The organism is Carnobacterium alterfunditum DSM 5972, assembly GCF_000744115.1.
GTDB lineage: Bacteria > Bacillota > Bacilli > Lactobacillales > Carnobacteriaceae > Carnobacterium_B > Carnobacterium_B alterfunditum.
This window is the reverse complement of the sequence record NZ_JQLG01000004.1, coordinates 570,320-588,876: the sequence shown is the minus strand read 5'-3', so window position 1 is coordinate 588,876 and position 18,557 is coordinate 570,320. Positions and strand designations below refer to the sequence as shown.

Genomic DNA, 18,557 nt, shown 5'->3' with positions numbered 1-18,557 from the left:
TCTACGTCAAATGGTGTGGATGAGCTAAATTTAGTTGGAAATAACGTCTTGTTTAAGCAGCGTGAGAGAATCTTCTCGCGCTGCTTTTTTTTGCTTTAAAACTAATCAAAATACGACATCTAAAGTTCTGAAAATTCCGATAACCATAAGCAACCCGTTTGATGACTTTTATTTTATTGATTGACCCTTCTAAAGCACCGTTAGAATAGGGATACATAAAAGTATGTTTTATCCTAGGCAAGTGTTTACGCAGGGTTTTAAGGGCAGTCTGCATAAAAGGAGATAACTCTTTAGGAGAAGCCTTAAGTACAAGGTTTTTAAACCCTTTATAGTCATTTTTTTTAGAATAATAAAGAAGATTTTGATACAAATCATACGTCGCTTTAAGAGTCTCGTCGAGCGTAAGTAGGTAGTCGATGATTTCTGTATTCGGTAAAGGTTTTTTAAAGAGTCGTTGATAGCGGTAATCCTTAAAATTTAAGTCGTCTGAATCCTTTAACAGGAGTTGCCAGTACCTTTTAAATTTTCTGTAATTCTTTAAATCTTCTGAATTAGAGGTATGGAATTGTTTCATTGTTTGAACTCTGGTTTGATTCAACGAGCGTGATATCAACTGAACGATATGGAAACGGTCAATGATCACTTTAGCATTAGGAAAGAGATCTTTAACTAATGTAAAGTAGGCCGCGTTCATGTCTACGACAATCGTTTTTACGTTCATCCTCGTCTTATAGGGATAGCGAAGAAAGTGACGGCGTAAAGCTAGTAGCAGCCGAGTTGGCAAGATATCGATTGGTTCATGTGTGTCTGCATTCGAATAAATAAAGCTCATTTTTCCTTCGACGTTTTTAACGGATTGAAATTCATCGAAAGAGAGGTGTTGCGGCAAGGATTTGAAGGTATTTTTAACAGACTGATTGAGTTGTTTCAAGACTCTGTCTACAGTGGTAGGAGAAACAAAATGCCGTTTAGACAGGTCTTTTATAGAAATAGTGTCGGCTAATTCAACCGCGATAGACTGTTTGACCCGTTTAGCGATGAAGCAACCTTCTTCAATTTCAGGAGAACGTGCAACAAAGGTAACACCGCATGCTCTACAAAGAAACCGCTGCTTCTTTAATCGAATAGACGTTGCATAATGAGTCGAACTGACCCATTTAACCCTAGAGGTTAAATACCCATTCTTTACAATAGAGTAGGCGTGGTTCTTCATCCCACAACACTCACAGTGAGTGGGTTTGTACGTTAAAGTGGCATAGAAAACTTTTGATCTGAACCCTTTGATTCGTTTCTCCTCGCAAAATTTTTCATCAAAAAAGATATTTTTATCTTTTAAATCAAGTGCAGTTCGGATACAATTATTATGAGACATATGAATTTTCCTTTCTAGTGGGTTGTCGTGACTTTATTCTAACTGGAAAATTCATTTGTTTCTATTTTTTTATAAAAAAATAGGTGCGAATGAATTTCTTCATCCACACCAAAAATTATACAGCCGGAAAACAACTGCTAAAGTTGTTTTCCTTCTTTTTTAGACTTTAAAATATAGCGCTAACAGCTTGTAATTTTATCGAAATAAATGTATAATCGTTTTATACAAAAGACTAGACAATTAGTTTAGCTTTTAAGATAAAAAAGGGAGTGTTTAATACCATGAAATATGAATTTCCAGAAGGATTCTGGTGGGGATCTGCAGCAAGTGGACCGCAAACAGAAGGTGTTTTTGAAGGCGATAACAAAGGGGACAATATTTGGGATCATTGGTACCGCGAAGAACCAGAAAAATTCTTCAATCAAGTAGGACCAGAAAAAACTTCTTACTTTTATGAAAAATATAAAGAAGATATTCAATTGATGAAAGAAACAGGTCATACGACGTTTAGAACATCAATCCAATGGAGTCGCTTAATTCCCAATGGAACTGGGGAAGTTAATCAAAAAGCAGTTGCTTTCTACAATGATGTTATCGACGAATTGATTGCAAATGATATTGAACCGTTTATCAACTTGTATCATTTTGATATGCCTATGAAGTTGCAAGAAAAAGGCGGCTGGTTAGACCGTGAAACGGTAGATGCGTACGTAGAATTTGCCAAAATATGTTTTGAACTATTTGGTGATCGAGTTAAAAAATGGTTTACACATAATGAACCTATCGTACCGGTTGAGGGTGGATACTTATACCAATTCCATTATCCAAATGAAGTGAATATGAAAAAAGCTGTTCAGGTTGCTTATCATGAAGTGCTTTCGAGTGCTAAAGCAATCAAAGTTTATCATGAAATGAACTTAGACGGTGAAATTGGAATTATTCTAAACTTAACACCAAGTTATCCAAGAGATGAATCTAATCCTGAAGATGTAAAAGCAGCACAACTTGCTGATGCATTCTTTAATCGTTCATTCTTAGATCCTTCAGTTAAAGGGGAATTCCCAACAGATTTAGTCGATTTATTAAAAGAAATCGATCATTTACCAGTGATCGAAGAAGGCGATTTAGAAACAATCAAAAATAATACGGTCGATTTGTTAGGTGTTAACTATTACCAACCTCGTCGAATCAAAGCCAAAGAATCTAACGAAAAACTAGCTGATGGCCCTATGCCAGATGATTATTTTGACAATTACATCAAACCTGATCGTAAAATGAATCCATACCGTGGATGGGAAATTTATGAAAAAGGGGTTTATGATATTTTAACGAACCTAAGAGAAAACTATGGCAATATTCGTTGCTACATCTCTGAAAATGGAATGGGTGTAGAAGGCGAAGAAGATTTTGTAAATGAAGATGGCGTAATTGAAGATGATTACCGGATCGAATTCGTCGAAGATCATTTGACATTCATGCATCAAGCGATCCAAGAAGGCAGTAATGTGCTTGGCTACCACATGTGGACATGTATGGATAATTGGTCATGGACAAATGCTTATAAAAATCGCTATGGATTTATAGCAGTTGATATCGAGAACCAAGGAAAAAGAACGGTGAAGAAGAGTGGACACTGGTTTAAAAAAGTATCCGATGCTAATGGTTTTGATTAAGAAAAAAAGTGATAGTATTAGATTTTCCCTTCTCGGGAAATCTAATACTACTAAATAAATAAGTTTAGTTTTTTTAAACAAAAGACTAGACATATAAAAAATATAATGATATTATCTATATGTAATCGATTTCAAATAATTGATAAAACTAAAAAGAGGCCTCTTTTTAGTTAGAGTTTATAACATAGAAAAAGAAAAGAGGAATACTAGTGGATGGATTTATTGATAAATTAGGAGAAAAATTACTTCCTATTGCCGGAAAACTTGGTGAAAATCGTTACCTTAAAGTTTTACGTGATGCATTTATGCTTGCTTTCCCTATTACGATGTTTGGATCAATTGTTGTCGTATTAAATAACTTGCCATTTTTCAATGATGCAACAAAAGGAACTTTAGGAAACTTGTTCGGAAACGGACAAAATGCGACGATGTCGATCATGACCATTTTTGTTACATTTGGTATCGGTTATTATTTAAGTAAATCATACGATGTTGAAGCTATCTTTGGTGGGGCTGTTTCATTAGCTGCTTACCTTATTCTGACACCATTCTCAATGTTGACTGAATCAGGCGAAGCCGTAACAGGTGTTTTAGCATTAGATCGCTTAGGTGCAAAAGGAATGTTTATTGGTATGATCGCAGCCTTCATAGCTGGTGAGATCTATACTCGTATTGTTAAAAAAGGCATCGTAATTAAAATGCCAGATGGTGTTCCACCAGCAGTTGCTAATTCATTTGCAGCTTTGTTACCAGCTCTTATTACATTATTTAGTTTCTTACTAGTTAATGCAGCAGTTGTTGGTTTCTTTGATACAAACTTACATGATGTTGTGTATACAGCTATTCAACAACCTTTAACAGCTCTTGGAAGTGGATTACCTGCTACCTTGATTGCCGTATTCTTTGTTCAATTCCTATGGTTCTTCGGACTACATGGTCAAATTATTGTTAACTCAGTAATGGATCCTATCTGGAATACCTTAGCTTTAGAAAATCTTGATGCGTATAAAGCTGGCGAAGCTTTACCACATATTGTAACTAAACCATTTATGGAAATTTACACTGTTGGTATGGGTGGATCTGGTAGTACTTTAGTCGTTGTCTTATTATTAGCTTTTGTTATGAAAAGCAGACAAAATAAAGATATCGGCCGCTTAGCTTTAGGACCCGCAATTTTCAACGTAAATGAACCATTGATTTTCGGAATGCCTTTAGTTTTAAATGCTTCCATTTTTATTCCTTGGATCCTTGCTCCATTGGTAACAACAGCATTCAACTATGCTATGATGGCTACAGGAATATTCCCAATTCCAACAGGTGTCATAGTCCCATGGACGATACCAGTTGTTATTAACGGTATTATGGCCACAAGCTCATTTATGGGTGGATTACTTCAAGTTATCGATATGGCTCTTATCGGAGTAATTTGGTTCCCATTCCTTAAATTAGTCGATAAAGTAAATCTAAATACTGTTTCTATGGCTGACGAATCATAAAGTCAATAATATAAAAAGAACTTGCCTCTTCCTTGGAGGCAAGTTCTTTTTTGTTGCTTTTAAGGCATATTTTAAAAACATTCGTTAAGCGAAAAATAGCTGCCAGATAGACAAAGGTTAATCAAATTTTTTTGAAGTTACATACTAGGTTGCAATAGGCCACATTGCTCCGAAAATAAACCAAATTGATAGTGAGAGCAGAGGCAAATGCTGACTCAACGTTGAATATTATTTAAGTAGGTGCAATGAGCCTTAGTTCGAGTAACTCAAAGGCGCTATTCCATTTGAGTTAATGCAACGAGGTCTAGTTCGATGAACTCAAAGTCCGGTTTCGATTTGAGTAGGTGCAACGAGCCTCAGTTCGATTAACTCAAAGTCCGTTTTCCATTTGAGTTAATGCAACAGGCCTCAGTTCGAGTAACTCAAAGTCCGTTTTCCATTTGAGTTAATGCAACAGGCCTCAGTTCGAGTAACTCAAAGTCCGTTTTCCATTTGAGTTGCAACAATGAGCCTTAGTTCGAGTAACTCAAAGTCTGTCTTCCATTTGAGTTAATGCAACAAGCCTTAGTTCGATGAACTCAAAGGCGCTATTCCATTTGAGTTAATGCAACAGGCCTCAGTTCGAGTAACTCAAAGGCACTCTTCCATTTGAGTTAATGCAACGAGCCTTAGTTCGATGAACTCAAAGGCACTTTTCGATTTGAGTAGGTGCAACAAGGCTTAGTTCGATTAACTCAAAGACCATTTTCCATTTGAGTTAATGCAACGAGCCTCAGTTCGAGTAACTCAAAGTCGTTTTCCATTTGAGGTAATGCAACAAGGCTTAATTCGATGAACTCAGAATAGAAAACCAATTGAATTGACTCATGCCTTCACTTATTAGATCAAAAATTAGACCAGTCATTAGTTTTCAAAAATGTTTTAATAAAAAATGTTTTTTTGTAGTAAAAGGCTAGTCTTATTATTTTGTTTGAGCTATGATAATTGTATAGACAAGAACATGGAGGTACCATAATGGTAAAATATGAAGCGATAGCAAATGAAATAAGACATCGCATTACAGATGGAACTTACAAAGTGGAATCTCTTATTCCAGATCAAGTGTCATTATCAGAAGAATTTAAAGTCAGCAGAATGACCATAAAGAAAGCATTGGATATTTTAGCTTTAGAAGGATTGATTTATCGCCAGCGTGGTTCTGGAACATTTGTAATGAAAAATTCTCCTTTAAACGAAGAAAATGCCGCAGTCAATGAGTACGACGGCTTGACCAAACAGATGCAGGGCCATAAATTAGAAAGTAGGATCATTAAATTTACAGTTGAGTTTCCAGATGAGGAGATCATGCAGCATTTGATGATTGAAAAAAATATGCCGGTTTATAATCTGGTCAGGTTAAGAATTGTTGACGATAAGCCATATGTTTTAGAACATACCTATATGCCAACAGATTTAACAACAGGCTTAACGGAAGATATCATCAAAGGTTCTATTTATAAATATATTCATGATGAATTAAAGATTAAATTTAGCGGAGCCTATCGCAAAATTCGCGCGGATAAGTCATCAAAATACGATCAAGAATACTTGAATTGTGGCGTTCATGATCCTATATTAGAAGTGGAACAAATTGTGTACTTAAAAGATGGACGTCCTTTTGAGTATTCGCGAAGCCGTCATCGTTATGACACACGTAGTTATACCTTTATTGATATGAATAAAAAAATTTGACTGAATTAAAAAAAGACACTCTTAAAATAAGGTGGAGGTAAAGTGATCAATAATCGTAAAAAATTAGTATTGGATCATTTAAACACATTAGGTAAAGCTGTTACCGCAAAAGAAATTGCAGCGGCATTATCCTTAGATCGAACCAACATTAGTCGATATTTGAATGAATTGCATAAGGAAAATCAAATAAAAAAGATACCTGGACGTCCAGTATTGTATCAAGCCATTTCTTTGCAGGAAGGTAAACAAGAGGGCAACGATGAAAAAGCTTTTTCTCGCTTAATTGGCTATGAAGCGTCTTTAAAAGAGATGGTTCAACAGGCCAAAGCAGCTATTTTATATCCTCCCAATGGACTACACACCATCATTTTTGGGCAAACGGGTACAGGAAAATCGTTATTTGCAGAATGTATGTACGAATACGCTTTAGAAGCGCGCGTCTTAGCTAAAGATGCTCCTTTTATAACCTATAATTGTGCAGATTATGCTCAAAATCCGCAATTATTATTTGGACATATTTTTGGAGTGAAAAAGGGATCATATACCGGTGCTTCTCAAGACCGGACAGGGCTCATCCATGAAGCGAATAATGGTATTTTATTTTTAGATGAAATTCACCGATTGCCACCTGAAGGGCAAGAAATGCTGTTTACTTTTATTGATAAAGGCATCTATCGTCCTTTAGGTGAAAGCAATGAAACGTATCATGCAAATGTATTGATCATTGGGGCAACGACGGAAAAACCTGATGTGATGCTATCAACGTTTACTCGTAGGATCCCAATGACGATAACCTTACCCGATTTAGTAGAACGTACAGTTGAAGAACGGTATGAACTGGTTGATAGCTTTTTAAAACAGGAAGCTCAGCGCCTTAACCAAAAAATAACGATTAAAAGAGAAGTTTTGCTCGCATTTATGTTGTATCAGCCAGAAGGAAATATTGGACAATTTCAAAGAGATCTAAAGTTAGTTTGTGCTAAAGCTTATTTGAATTTTAAGACAGAGAAAAGTCAGTCTTTGAAAAGCTTAAAAATCGATCAAAAAGATTTGCCTTTTCAAGTTCAAAAAGGATTGTTGTCGATCAAAGAGATGCCCAAACAAATGGAGCGGTTGATTCAACAAGATAAAGCTGAATTTACCTATATGCCTACAAGTGAACCAACAGAGAACTTAGCAAACCAACTCAATAAGACAGCTATCGATCCTTTGATGGCCAAAAATCTCATAAAAAAAACAAATGAGAATCTTTTAGAAACGTATCACTTAGAAGGATCAGATCACAAAGAACAAAAATCTTATTTTAATGAATATGTCAAAACCCTTTCCACAACATCTGATATACGCAAACATATCATTGATCCAGTGCTAAAAGAATTAGTTGAAAAAATGTATTTAGTTGCTAAAGAGCAGCTGCAGCGCACATATTCTGCTAAGATCGAATTTGCCTTTGCTTTGCATTTACAAAGTGCTTTGGAACGTATAAAAGAGAAGCAGCCGATCGATATTTCTAACTTAAACGCGATTCGGAAAAATTATCCAAAAGAATTTCAAGTAGCGATCGATTTATCGGCTATGGTTGAAGAAACCTACTCAGTTGATGTTCCTTTTGAAGAAATCGGATTTATTGCGTTATTTTTGACCAAACAAGAAGAAGCAGAAATGAGTCAAAAACAAGAGAAAACAACTTCTGTTATGGTTTTGATGCATGGAAAAACAACGGCAAGCAGCATGATGGAAACAGTACAAGAGTTATTAGAAACAACTGTCGGTATAGCTATCAATATGCCGCTGACGATGAAAGTCCAAGACATGTATAAACAAGTGCGTCAAACGATTTTAAAGGACAAGGAAAGGTATCAGCAAGGACTGTTGATTTTGACGGATATGGGTTCACTAAATACTTTCGGGAATATGTTAGCAGAAGATTTGGGTTTGCGGATCAAATCATTGCCGATGGTGAGTACTCCAGTCGTTTTAGAAGCAGTGAGAATGGCAAGCATTGGCCGTACCCTAGAAGACATTTACCAAAGTTGTCAAACAGTATTAAAAAGCAGTACAAAGCAGTTAACATTAGTAGACGTAAAGAAAATGAAAGCCGTACTGGTAACCTGTTTTACGGGTGAAGGAGTAGCAAAAAAATTAGAGGAACGCATTAAACCTGTCTTGGACTCTACTAAGGTAACGATCATTCCTTTACAATTTTTACATCGCGAAGCCTTTAAACAACAAATTGATCAATTAATGGAATCGTATGATATTAAAGCTATAGTTGGAACGGTAGAATTTGATTATCAAAATATTCCCTTTTATACAGCTTATGATGTATTTAATGATGAGAAATTGCTGTTGTTAAAGACCCAAATAGAAGAAGAGCTTCCGATAAACGAGATGATACAATCGTTGACAGGTACCTTGAAAAAAGTGGGATCTATTCAACAGTTGATGTATTTTCTGCAAAAATTAATGCAGCAATTAAAGAAGGAATTGAACATCATGATTCCAGCAGGTGTAGAAACAGGTATTATATTGCATGTAGCTTTTCTAATTGAAGGATTAAAAACAGGTACGATCGTCCGAGAATTTTCTGAATTAGAAGAATATGCTAAAAAAAATAGAATGATGATGGATGTTGTTAAAGCAACCTTGATTCCGTTAGAAAAGCAATACCAGCTTATTATTCCGGAAGATGAGATTGCTTATATTACTCAGATGATTATTGAAAATAAAGTTAAAATGAACTAAAAAATTGGCTGTCTAATTTTTGGTGTGGATGAATAAATTAATCAAAAGATTCACCCAAAATTGCTGGAGGAATAGGGTTGCTTGTAGCCATGTAAAGGATTCAATGAGAATTACAAACCGTTGGCGCTTTAGCGCGATTACGGTTTGTTTGAAGCTTGAAAGTCTGTAAGACTACAGGCTTACAGGCGGTACCATGGCTCTACAAGCAAACCCGTACATTCCAGAAGAAATTTTATCTTGAAGCATCCACACCATTTGACCTACAGCCAAAAAATACACACTTTTCTAAGTGTGTATTTTTTTAGTTCGAGTGTGTAACGGTGAATATTTAAAGAAAAGGCTTTCTGAATGGGTTTGCATTTATTAAAGTTGGCATGATAATTGCAATATATAGATGTAAAGCAAATAAATAATTGGAGTGATAAATAATGGCAGAAAAAACAATTATGTTAGTATGTTCAGCAGGTATGAGTACAAGTTTATTGGTAACTAAAATGCAAGCGGCATCAAAAGCACGTAATCTGGATACAGAAATTTTTGCAGTATCCGCAGCAGCAGCTGATGAAAATATTGCAAATAAAAAAATTGACGTTTTGTTATTAGGACCGCAAGTCCGCTTCATGAAAGGTCAATTCGAGAAAAAATTAGCTGGTAAAAATATTCCTTTAGAAATAATCGATATGCTAGATTATGGCAGAATGAATGGCGAAAACGTATTAGATCAAGCTCTTAAATTAATAAAAGAATAAAAAAACAGATAATTGAGAGGAAGTTGTAAATTGGGACAAGCAATAGAAATGGAAACAATCATGGGTTTGATCATTCATGGTGGAAATGCTAAAAGTGATGCAATGGAGGCTATTCACGCTGCAAAGAATGATGATTTTGAATTAGCAACCCAAAAATTAGAAGAATCAAACAAGTCATTGGTAGAAGCTCATCATGCGCAAACAAGTTTATTAACACAAGAAGCTTCTGGTGAGGAATTAACGGTTTCTTTATTAGCCGTGCACAGTCAAGATCATCTGATGAATGCTATTACGTTTAGAGATCTAGCATCTGAAGTTGTTGATGTGTATAAAAAAATGGCAGGCGTGTCAATAGATTAACTATAATTTCATAGTGGTTCATAAAAAGTCATAAAAGCTTTATTTTATGGCTTTTTATCGTTCTACTAAGATGATAAATTGACCTTATCGTCTTCATAGAACAATGCCGTTTTCAGGTGGAATGATAAATGGAGGAGAATATAAATTGAAAAAGCGGATTCCAGAAAACTTTATTATCGGTGCAGGCTCATCAGCATGGCAGACAGAGGGGTGGAAAGGTAAAAAAGAAGGACAGGATTCTTATCTCGATACATGGTATAAAAATGAAAAACAGGTATGGCACGAAGGATATGGACCGGGAGTCGCAACTAATTTTTATGAACGCTACCAAGAAGACGTTGATTTAATGAAAGAAATCGGCTTGACTCATTTTCGAACGTCTATTAACTGGTCAAGATTTTTCATTGATTATGAGACTCTAGAGGTGGATGAAGACTATGCTGCATATATCGATCGTTTCGTGGATAGCTTGATTAAAGCGGGTGTTACCCCGATGCTTTGTCTAGAACATTATGAACTGCCAACTTACTTACAAGATAAATATGATGGATGGAGTTCTAAGAAAGTCGTTGCCCTTTTTACTCAATACGCGGAAATTGTCTTTGACCGTTATGCAGACCGTGTGAAATATTGGTTTACATTTAATGAACCGGTCGTTATTCAAACGCGTACTTACTTAGATGCCATTCGTTATCCACATGAGCAAGATACAAAAAAATGGATGCAGTGGAATTACCACAAAGTTTTGGCAACTGCAAAAGTTGTCGAAATATATCATAGGAAAAACTACGATGGTCAAATCGGTATTGTGCTGAATCCAGAAGTAACGTATCCAAGATCATCCTCAGAAGCAGATAAAAAAGCAGCTGAAATGTATGATTTATTTTTTAATCGTATTTATTTAGATCCTTTAGTTAAGGGAAGTTATCCTGAGGAATTGTTCCCGCTACTTAAAAAGCACGGTATCCAATTTGATTACACAAAAGAAGAAATAGATAGTATTGCACACAATACGGTCGATTACTTAGGGATCAATTTGTACTATCCAAATCGTGTGAAAGCTCCAAGCTACCAATGGAATGAGCAAACACCCTTTCACCCAGCTTATTACTATGACCATTTTGAATTACCAGGACGTAAAATGAACAAATCAAGAGGCTGGGAAATTTATCCCCAGATGATGGTAGATTTTGGTATGCGTATAAAAAATGACTATGAGAATATCCCATGGATAGTTACAGAAAATGGCATGGGCATCGAAGACGAAGAACGGTTCATGGACAGCAATGGAGTCGTACAAGATGATTACCGAATTGAATTTATTTCAGAGCATTTGAATTGTTTGATCGAGGTCACTGAAGCTGGTTCAAACTGCAAAGGGTATATGTTGTGGGCCTTTACAGATTGTGTATCTCCAATGAATGCGTTCAAGAATCGCTATGGATTGGTTCGAATCGATTTAAATAATAACCGCGATCGCTCATTAAAAAAATCGGCTTTCTGGTACAAAAATCTGATTGAAAGCCGTACTTTTGAAGTTGCAGATAAAACAGAAATCAACTAAAGAAATCTCCCTTTAAAAGTTGATAAGACTAAATAGGCGGAAAATGGTAACCTAGTAGTAATGGGTCGCCATTTTTTGCTTACAATAAAATGAAATAATTTATTAAGGAAGAGAAAACTTGAATAAAGAAACGATCGTAGTTAATATGCTAGTCTTTGATGAGTTGGTTAAAAAAGGGAACCGCTAAATTAGCAGAAATTAAACTAGAAATAGAAAAAAGAAAGCCAACTCTTTTCATCTCTTACATAACTCTTAGGACAGATTATTAAGCTTCTCTTTAGATTAGGCGTAAACGGTTGTTTTTTAACTAAGAATAATTTATTATTTATTATAATGCTCAGTCAAAAGAGCCAACAGGCAATCATACACTGAAATAAAGCTTTTTATAAAAAAAGTCATTAAATAAAAAAGGAGTCCTTTCTTTTGAAAATTGGAATAGACAAAATTGGTTTTTATGCGCCACACTTATACGTGGACATGAACAAGTTGGCAGCGGCTAGAAATGTAGAGCCCGAAAAATTTACAATCGGTATAGGACAAGAAAAAATGGCAGTTGCACCAATCACACAGGATCCAGTAACCCTAGCAGCAAATGCAGCACTAATTATATTAGATGAAGAAGATAGAGCGAAAATTGATTTTGTTATTTTTGGTACAGAGTCGGGTATCGACAATTCGAAATCAGGAGCGGTCTATGTTCATCGCTTGTTAGGTCTAAACCCTAATGCTCGTTCTGTTGAAGTGAAACAAGCTTGTTACGGAGCGACTGCGGGAATTCAAATGGCAAAAGGCCATATTGCTTTGAACCCAGACAGCAGAGTATTGGTATTAGCTTCTGACATCGCACGATACGGATTGAATACAGCTGGTGAAGCGACACAAGGAGCTGGGGCTGTAGCAATGGTGATCAGTGCTGATCCTAAAATTTTGGCGTTAGAAGATCAAAGTGCTTATCTAACGGCTGATATTATGGACTTTTGGCGTCCTATTTATTCAGATTTTGCTTTTGTTGATGGCAAATTTTCAAACGAACAATATGTTTTATTTTTCAAAACAGTCTGGGAACAATACAAAACAAAAACGAACTTAGGGTTGAATGATTTTGAAGCCATCTGTTTCCATTTACCTTATACTAAAATAGGGCTCAAAGCATTGAGAACTATTCTAGAAGAAGCATCAGAAGAAAGTCAAGAACGCTTATTGGCTAATTACCAATCAAGCACGCTCTACAATCGAAATGTTGGGAACATTTATACAGGGTCATTATATTTAAGCCTAGTTTCTTTGCTTGAACAAAGTGAACAGTTCAAATCTGGTTCAAGAATAGGATTGTTTAGTTATGGTTCAGGTGCAGTAGGAGAATTCTTTACGGGGATCTTGCAACCTAATTATCAAGAATATCTGTATTCCGAAAAACACGCTGAATTATTTGCTTCTAGGACAGAAGTTTCGATCGAAGAGTATGAAAAAATGTTCCAACAAACGGTTCCAGTTGATGGATCTACTGCAGTGTTTGGTAGCACAAATGATCCTGCACCGATTCAATTAAAAGGTATAAAAGATAATATGCGCCAATACGAGAATAAAACAAACTAAAAAATCGATATTAATAGGATGAATTCCTATCAAAGAACCCATTCTTACTTCTGATGAAAGCTATCATCAAAAATAATAATGGGTTCTTTTTTGAATTTTTTTAATAGTTAGGAGACAGGGGAGTGTCACTCGTTCGTGTAACCGCTTTTGACGAAAGAGTAGAGCAGAAAACGAAGTATACTTCTTCGTGGAAAGGCTTTTGACGAAAGAGTGACATTAAAATCGAAATGAACTCTTCCGTCAAGGCTAGTTTCATGTAGAAGTGAACGCAAAAAAAATCCTCACTTATCCATGGGAAAGTGAGGATGAACAGTGGTGTGAGGTTTATCCTCACACCACTGTTTTTTTACTCTTCTAAAGTCAGGATTTCTTGCAGCAAGGCTTTTGCTGTAGCGAGGTTCATATTTTTAGATTGTTTTAATTGTTCAGCTACTTTTTCGATAGCGTTCCCTGAAGCACCAGCGCTGATAGCCAGAGATCGAGCTTGAAGTCCCATATGACCTTTCTGGATCCCTTCAGTCACAAGGGCTTTAAGAGCTGAAAAATTTTGAGCCAGGCCGACAGAAACGATCACAGCTTCTAATTCTTTTGCCGATTGGTAGCCCATCAATCGTTTGCTGAATTGGGCAGCCGGATGGATGGAAATAGAGCCTCCAACTGATCCAACAGGAAGCGGTAAAGTCAATTGTCCAATCAAATCGCCGTTATCAGCTTTTTTCCACACAGAAAGAGAACGATATTGCCCGCTATGTGAGGCATAAGCATGTGCACCGGCAGAAATAGCACGCCAGTCATTTCCGGAGGCTAAAACAACTGCGTCAATGCCATTCATAATGCCTTTATTATGAGTGACGGCCCGATAAGGATCCACATAAGCCAATTGACTAGCTTCAATTAAACGATCTCGTACTTCTTCACCCGTATAATCGTTCTTTTTCAGCAGGTCCACTGGAATTTGGCAAACAGCACTTGCCAGACATTCAGTTGCGTAGTTAGAAAGGATGCTCATCAAAGCTGTACCGCCAGTTAATTCTTCAAGGTAAGCTGTAATGCCTTCCAACATAGTATTAATAATATTCGCTCCCATAGCTTCCAGAGTGGATACATGCAAATGCACCACTAAAAATTCAGGCGTTGCGGCTTCATTATCGGCTTCAATAAAGCGAACGAAAAGGTCGGTTGCTCCGCCTCCGCGTGCAACAATAGAGGGATGCGCATCGTTAGCCTTTTTTAGAATAGCCTTTTTGTGTTGAACCAAATTACTTTTTGCAACTGTTAAATCAGGGATATCTTTCAAAGCAACTTGGCCAATCATAGTACGATCAGAAATCGTTGTTTTAAATCCACCAGCTTGAGCAATAATTTTTGCACCAGCACTGGCAGCTGCGATAACAGAAGGCTCTTCGATAGCCATTGGGACAACATATTCTTTTCCATCAACTAGAAAATTTAGGGCTGCTCCTAGCGGAAGTTCATAATTAGCCAAATGATTTTCAATCATATTATCTGCTAGCTCATCTGTTAAATGTAAGGCATCTGTTAATAGTAAATCATCTGAAGTTAGAATATCTGCAGCAATAAGGGCCTTCATTCTTTCAGCATGGTTTTTTTTATAAAATTTATCTAAATGGGTTTTATCCATAGCAGTATTCTCCTTGCGCTTTTTTTTATCCAAAGTTTACCATACTCTATTCAGTTACTTGAAATTATTTATATTTAGCCTAAATAAAAAGCCTTACATGCATTGCTCCTAAGAGTAACACATGAAAGGTTTTTAAAGGTTATTTTATACCTTACTTAGCTGGTTGAAGATGATTAAGCTTCTTCTTTTTCACCAATTAATTCAGGTTCAGCAGCTTCAGTAGGTTCAGCAGCTGTTTCAGGTTCTTCAGCAGATGGAGGCAATACACTTACGACAGATTGTTCAAGATCGCTTAATACTGTGATAGATTTAGCAACCTTAATATCAGCAACTGATATTGCGTCTCCTATTTCAAGTTCACCAACATCAACAGTAAATGAATTTGGGATATTAGCTGGAAGAGTTTCGATTTCTAGTTCATTCAATGTTTGAGAAACGATACCACGTTGAACTTTATCAGCGTTTTCAACATGAATTGGAACAGTAACCGTTAATTTTTCACCTTTTTTAATAACTTGTAATTCAACGTCTAAAATTTGATCAATAAGAGTTGCACTTTGGATTTCTTTGATAATCACTTGGTGAGTATCTCCATCTTGAACGGCAACATCAAAAATCGCATTTTTACCTAATTTTTTTAAAATAACATCTAATTCTTTGCTGTCTAATAATACTGGAGTACTTGTGACGCCTTTTCCATTAATTACGGCTGTAACTTTTTTTTCTCTTCTGAAACGACTAGCCGCTGAAGATCCGACCTCTGTTCTTAAAGTAGCATTGATTTTCATATATATTTTTCCCCTTTCAAACTATGGTAATGAGTGGTTAATGTTAACTTTTGCTAGTCAAACTAGAAAAGTACGTTCAAAACCCTTACCATATTAGTATAACAAAAAAATAATGAAAAAGCTAGATTACCATTTTTTTTTACAGGAAACATGATAAAATGTAAAAGTTAAAATAATCGGTTCGCTAAAATAAAAATGAACGGGCGTTTCAAATCGTTTTAAGGGAAACTTTCGAGTTGCCTTGTCCTTATGTTAGTAAGACATACTAGCAGTGTGAAAATTCAGATTGAAGTAGTAGGGAAAGACTGGAATGCTCATCAAAAATAGGAGTGAATGTGGATGAAAGACATCAGTAAACTAATTCAAGGGAAAAAATTATCAGAATTAGATGTAAAAATCGTGCATTATATTATTGAAAATATCGACAATGTGTTAGAAAAAGGTGTACGAGGTGTAGCAAAGGACAACTACACTTCTCCATCAACCGTCATAAGATTATCAAAGAAATTGGGCTATACAGGTTTTATCGACTTATATTATCAGTTGCTTCCAATGGTTAAAAAGACTGAAGGGCTTCAATTAGATAATGATGAAGCGTTTCTAAGTATCAGTCAACAAGATTTTTTTAAAGAAAATAGAAAAGAAGATATCGATCAGTTTGTTCAACAAGTGTTACATTTGAAGCAAGAGTACATCTTTATTTATGCAACAGGATTTTCTGCAATAGCGGCAGAGTATCTATATAAAAAACTATTGGTATTAGGTAAAAAAACGGTTATTGCAACAGGGACTGACTCTATTGGCGTATTCGAAAATAATTTAGAAGATATTGGAGCATTTATTGTGATCTCAAAATCTGGCGAAACACAGCAAGTCATTGATAAATTACTTGTAGCAAAAGATCAGGGCATTTTTACGATCACGTTTACAAAAGAAACAGCAAATCGGGCAGCGGAATTATCGGATTTAAATTTTAAAATTACAGATAATTATAAACTTGACGATCGGAACATGTTGCCGAATAGTTTTTTCCCTAGACTGTTGATGTTAGTAGAATTTATTTTTAAAACTTATCTTGATGGATTACAAAAGAAAATAGCAAATAAATGAAACGTGTTTCTAAATTGCGGAACACGTTTTTTATATGCTCAAAGAGCTATACAATAAATCGCTTTCAAGATAAACTGAGTTCATAAAAGGAAGTGAAATAAAAAATTGGAGGTAAGAATGATGAAGGAGAAATTAATGAATGGCATGCAGCGTTTTTCAAAAGCCATGTTTATACCCGTGTTAATTTTACCGATTGCAGGGATATTAATTGCGATCGGCAATCTGTTCACAAATGCAAAGCTAATTGAAACCGTTCCCTTTTTGGACAATCCTATCACAATGGGATTTGGAATGATTTTATCAGGCTCCTTAGTGTCAATTTTAACTAATTTAGGCCTAATATTTTGTATGGGATTAGCAGTAGGATTAGCAAACAAGAAAAAATCCGAAGCAGGGTTTACAGCTGTATTAGGCTACTTAGTATTTATTAATGCAATGAATAAGTTCATGGAACTTAACGGGTCATTATTTGAAGGAGAGTCCCTACAGGGAACAGGACAGACTATGGTAATGGGTGTCCAAGTTCTAGATATGGGTGTTTTTCTTGGTATTATATTAGGTATAGTAACAGCGCTTGTACACAATAAATTTTGTGAAAAAGAATTTAATAATGCTTTTCAAATTTATGGCGGAACACGCTTCGTCTTCATTCTTCTGATTCCAGTTGTTGTTTTATTGGCTATTTTATTCACGTACATCTGGCCGTTTTTCCAAGGTGGCATCAATAGTTTAGGAACATTGATAAACCAAAGTGGGAATTTCGGGATTTTCTTATATGGCTCATTAGAGCGTTTATTGATCCCGACTGGATTGCACCACTTAGTTTATACGCCTTTCTTATACACTTCACTAGGAGGTATCCAAGAAGTTGGGGGCCAAATATTTGAAGGTGCAAGAAACATTTATTTTGCAGAGATTGCAGATCCTAGTGTCAGCATTCTGTCTCGCAGCGTTATCTGGGATGCGCGTGGGATTTCTAAAATGTTTGGACTGATTGGTGCATGTTTAGCAATGTACCATACCGCAAGCCCAGAAAATAAAAATAAGGCAAAAGCTATTCTAATCCCGGCAGTTGTTACCTCATTTATAGCAGGGGTAACAGAACCAATCGAATTTTCATTTATGTTTGTAGCTCCGTTACTGTTTATCGTCCATGCAGTTCTAAGTGGATTAAGCATGGTTGTATTAAATCTATTGAGTGTTCGAGCTATTGGACCAAATGGATTTATCGATTTCTTGTTATACAATGTGCCATTAGGTATCGAAAAAACAGGATGGCCAATGTATGTCTTGGTCGGTATTATGTTCTTCGCAATCTATTATATGACATTTCGTTTCTTGATTACGAAATTCAAATTTAAAACGATTGGTCGTGAGGATACTGGTGAGGAAACAAAACTTTATTCTAAAGGTGAATACAACGAAAGTAAGACTAAAAAAACTTCCTCAAGTGCTGTAGAGGAACAAGGAGATACAGGTTTAGCTAGCGCAATCGTAGGGGCATTAGGTGGACCAGATAATATCAACACTGTGACCAATTGTTACACACGATTAAGATTAACATTAAACCACCCTGATAAAGTGGATGAAATATTTTTGAAAAATAATACAGGAGCAAGTGGTGTGATTATTAAAGACCATAATGTCCACGTTGTTTACGGCTTACAAGTTAGTAAGGTCAGAAAAGCTGTCGATCATTATTTAGGTAGAGAATCAGAGGAATAAAACAAT

13 protein-coding genes are annotated in these 18,557 nt (G+C 35.9%); 10 read left to right on the top strand and 3 right to left on the bottom strand.

The features are described 5' to 3' along the window. Positions 1-52: 52 nt before the first annotated feature. Complete coding sequence (locus tag BR50_RS03205) at positions 53-1,372, bottom strand: ISL3 family transposase (RefSeq protein ID WP_034546213.1); 1,320 nt, start codon at positions 1,370-1,372, stop codon at positions 53-55. Positions 1,373-1,653: 281 nt separating this feature from the next. Here BR50_RS03205 and BR50_RS03200 point away from each other — a divergent pair, with 281 nt between their 5' ends. From BR50_RS03200 to BR50_RS03165, 8 genes are all read left to right on the top strand, one after another. After that, the gene (locus tag BR50_RS03200) at positions 1,654-3,045 is read left to right on the top strand and encodes a glycoside hydrolase family 1 protein (RefSeq protein ID WP_034546212.1); all 1,392 of its coding nucleotides are present in this window, start codon (positions 1,654-1,656) and stop codon (positions 3,043-3,045) included. Positions 3,046-3,254: 209 nt separating this feature from the next. After that, the gene (gene celB / locus BR50_RS03195) at positions 3,255-4,541 is read left to right on the top strand and encodes a PTS cellobiose transporter subunit IIC (RefSeq protein WP_034546211.1); all 1,287 of its coding nucleotides are present in this window, start codon (positions 3,255-3,257) and stop codon (positions 4,539-4,541) included. 1,014 nt (positions 4,542-5,555) lie between these two features. After that, entirely contained in the window at positions 5,556-6,272 is a 717-nt protein-coding gene (locus tag BR50_RS03190) for a GntR family transcriptional regulator (RefSeq protein ID WP_034546210.1), read from the top strand. A 45-nt stretch (positions 6,273-6,317) separates the two neighbouring features. Beyond that, positions 6,318-9,017, top strand: coding sequence for a sigma-54-dependent transcriptional regulator (locus BR50_RS03185; RefSeq protein WP_034548917.1), 2,700 nt, complete (start codon positions 6,318-6,320; stop codon positions 9,015-9,017). Positions 9,018-9,445: 428 nt separating this feature from the next. Further along, the gene (locus tag BR50_RS03180) at positions 9,446-9,766 is read left to right on the top strand and encodes a PTS sugar transporter subunit IIB (protein ID WP_034546209.1); all 321 of its coding nucleotides are present in this window, start codon (positions 9,446-9,448) and stop codon (positions 9,764-9,766) included. Between the two features lie 48 nt (positions 9,767-9,814). Beyond that, positions 9,815-10,126 (top strand): PTS lactose/cellobiose transporter subunit IIA, encoded by a 312-nt coding sequence (locus BR50_RS03175; protein WP_034548916.1) that lies wholly within the window; start codon positions 9,815-9,817, stop codon positions 10,124-10,126. Between the two features lie 145 nt (positions 10,127-10,271). Further along, positions 10,272-11,690, top strand: coding sequence for a glycoside hydrolase family 1 protein (locus tag BR50_RS03170; protein ID WP_034548914.1), 1,419 nt, complete (start codon positions 10,272-10,274; stop codon positions 11,688-11,690). 423 nt (positions 11,691-12,113) lie between these two features. Continuing rightward, a complete protein-coding gene (locus tag BR50_RS03165) occupies positions 12,114-13,286 on the top strand; it encodes a hydroxymethylglutaryl-CoA synthase (protein ID WP_034546208.1) in 1,173 nt (390 codons plus the stop codon). A 346-nt stretch (positions 13,287-13,632) separates the two neighbouring features. Here BR50_RS03165 and BR50_RS03160 read toward each other — a convergent pair whose 3' ends face one another. Both BR50_RS03160 and BR50_RS03155 read right to left on the bottom strand, forming a co-directional pair. Continuing rightward, on the bottom strand, positions 13,633-14,961 hold the full coding sequence (locus BR50_RS03160; protein ID WP_342741937.1) for a hydroxymethylglutaryl-CoA reductase, degradative: 1,329 nt from the start codon (positions 14,959-14,961) through the stop codon (positions 13,633-13,635). Between the two features lie 140 nt (positions 14,962-15,101). Further along, complete coding sequence (locus BR50_RS03155; protein ID WP_034546204.1) at positions 15,102-15,716, bottom strand: 50S ribosomal protein L25; 615 nt, start codon at positions 15,714-15,716, stop codon at positions 15,102-15,104. 339 nt (positions 15,717-16,055) lie between these two features. Between BR50_RS03155 and BR50_RS03150 the strand changes: the two genes are divergently transcribed. Next, complete coding sequence (locus BR50_RS03150; protein WP_034546202.1) at positions 16,056-16,826, top strand: MurR/RpiR family transcriptional regulator; 771 nt, start codon at positions 16,056-16,058, stop codon at positions 16,824-16,826. A 120-nt stretch (positions 16,827-16,946) separates the two neighbouring features. After that, on the top strand, positions 16,947-18,551 hold the full coding sequence (locus BR50_RS03145) for a PTS transporter subunit EIIC (protein WP_034546200.1): 1,605 nt from the start codon (positions 16,947-16,949) through the stop codon (positions 18,549-18,551). The last annotated feature ends 6 nt before the right edge of the window (positions 18,552-18,557 follow it).

What these genes read in the sequence shown, in the direction of transcription:
- BR50_RS03155 (WP_034546204.1), bottom strand. Translation starts at nt 15,716, where the DNA reads ATGAAAATCAATGCTACTTTAAGAACAGAGGTCGGATCTTCAGCGGCT.
- BR50_RS03175 (WP_034548916.1), top strand. Translation starts at nt 9,815, where the DNA reads ATGGAAACAATCATGGGTTTGATCATTCATGGTGGAAATGCTAAAAGT.
- BR50_RS03145 (WP_034546200.1), top strand. Translation starts at nt 16,947, where the DNA reads ATGAAGGAGAAATTAATGAATGGCATGCAGCGTTTTTCAAAAGCCATG.
- BR50_RS03200 (WP_034546212.1), top strand. Translation starts at nt 1,654, where the DNA reads ATGAAATATGAATTTCCAGAAGGATTCTGGTGGGGATCTGCAGCAAGT.
- BR50_RS03150 (WP_034546202.1), top strand. Translation starts at nt 16,056, where the DNA reads ATGAAAGACATCAGTAAACTAATTCAAGGGAAAAAATTATCAGAATTA.
- BR50_RS03180 (WP_034546209.1), top strand. Translation starts at nt 9,446, where the DNA reads ATGGCAGAAAAAACAATTATGTTAGTATGTTCAGCAGGTATGAGTACA.
- BR50_RS03205 (WP_034546213.1), bottom strand. Translation starts at nt 1,372, where the DNA reads ATGTCTCATAATAATTGTATCCGAACTGCACTTGATTTAAAAGATAAA.
- BR50_RS03190 (WP_034546210.1), top strand. Translation starts at nt 5,556, where the DNA reads ATGGTAAAATATGAAGCGATAGCAAATGAAATAAGACATCGCATTACA.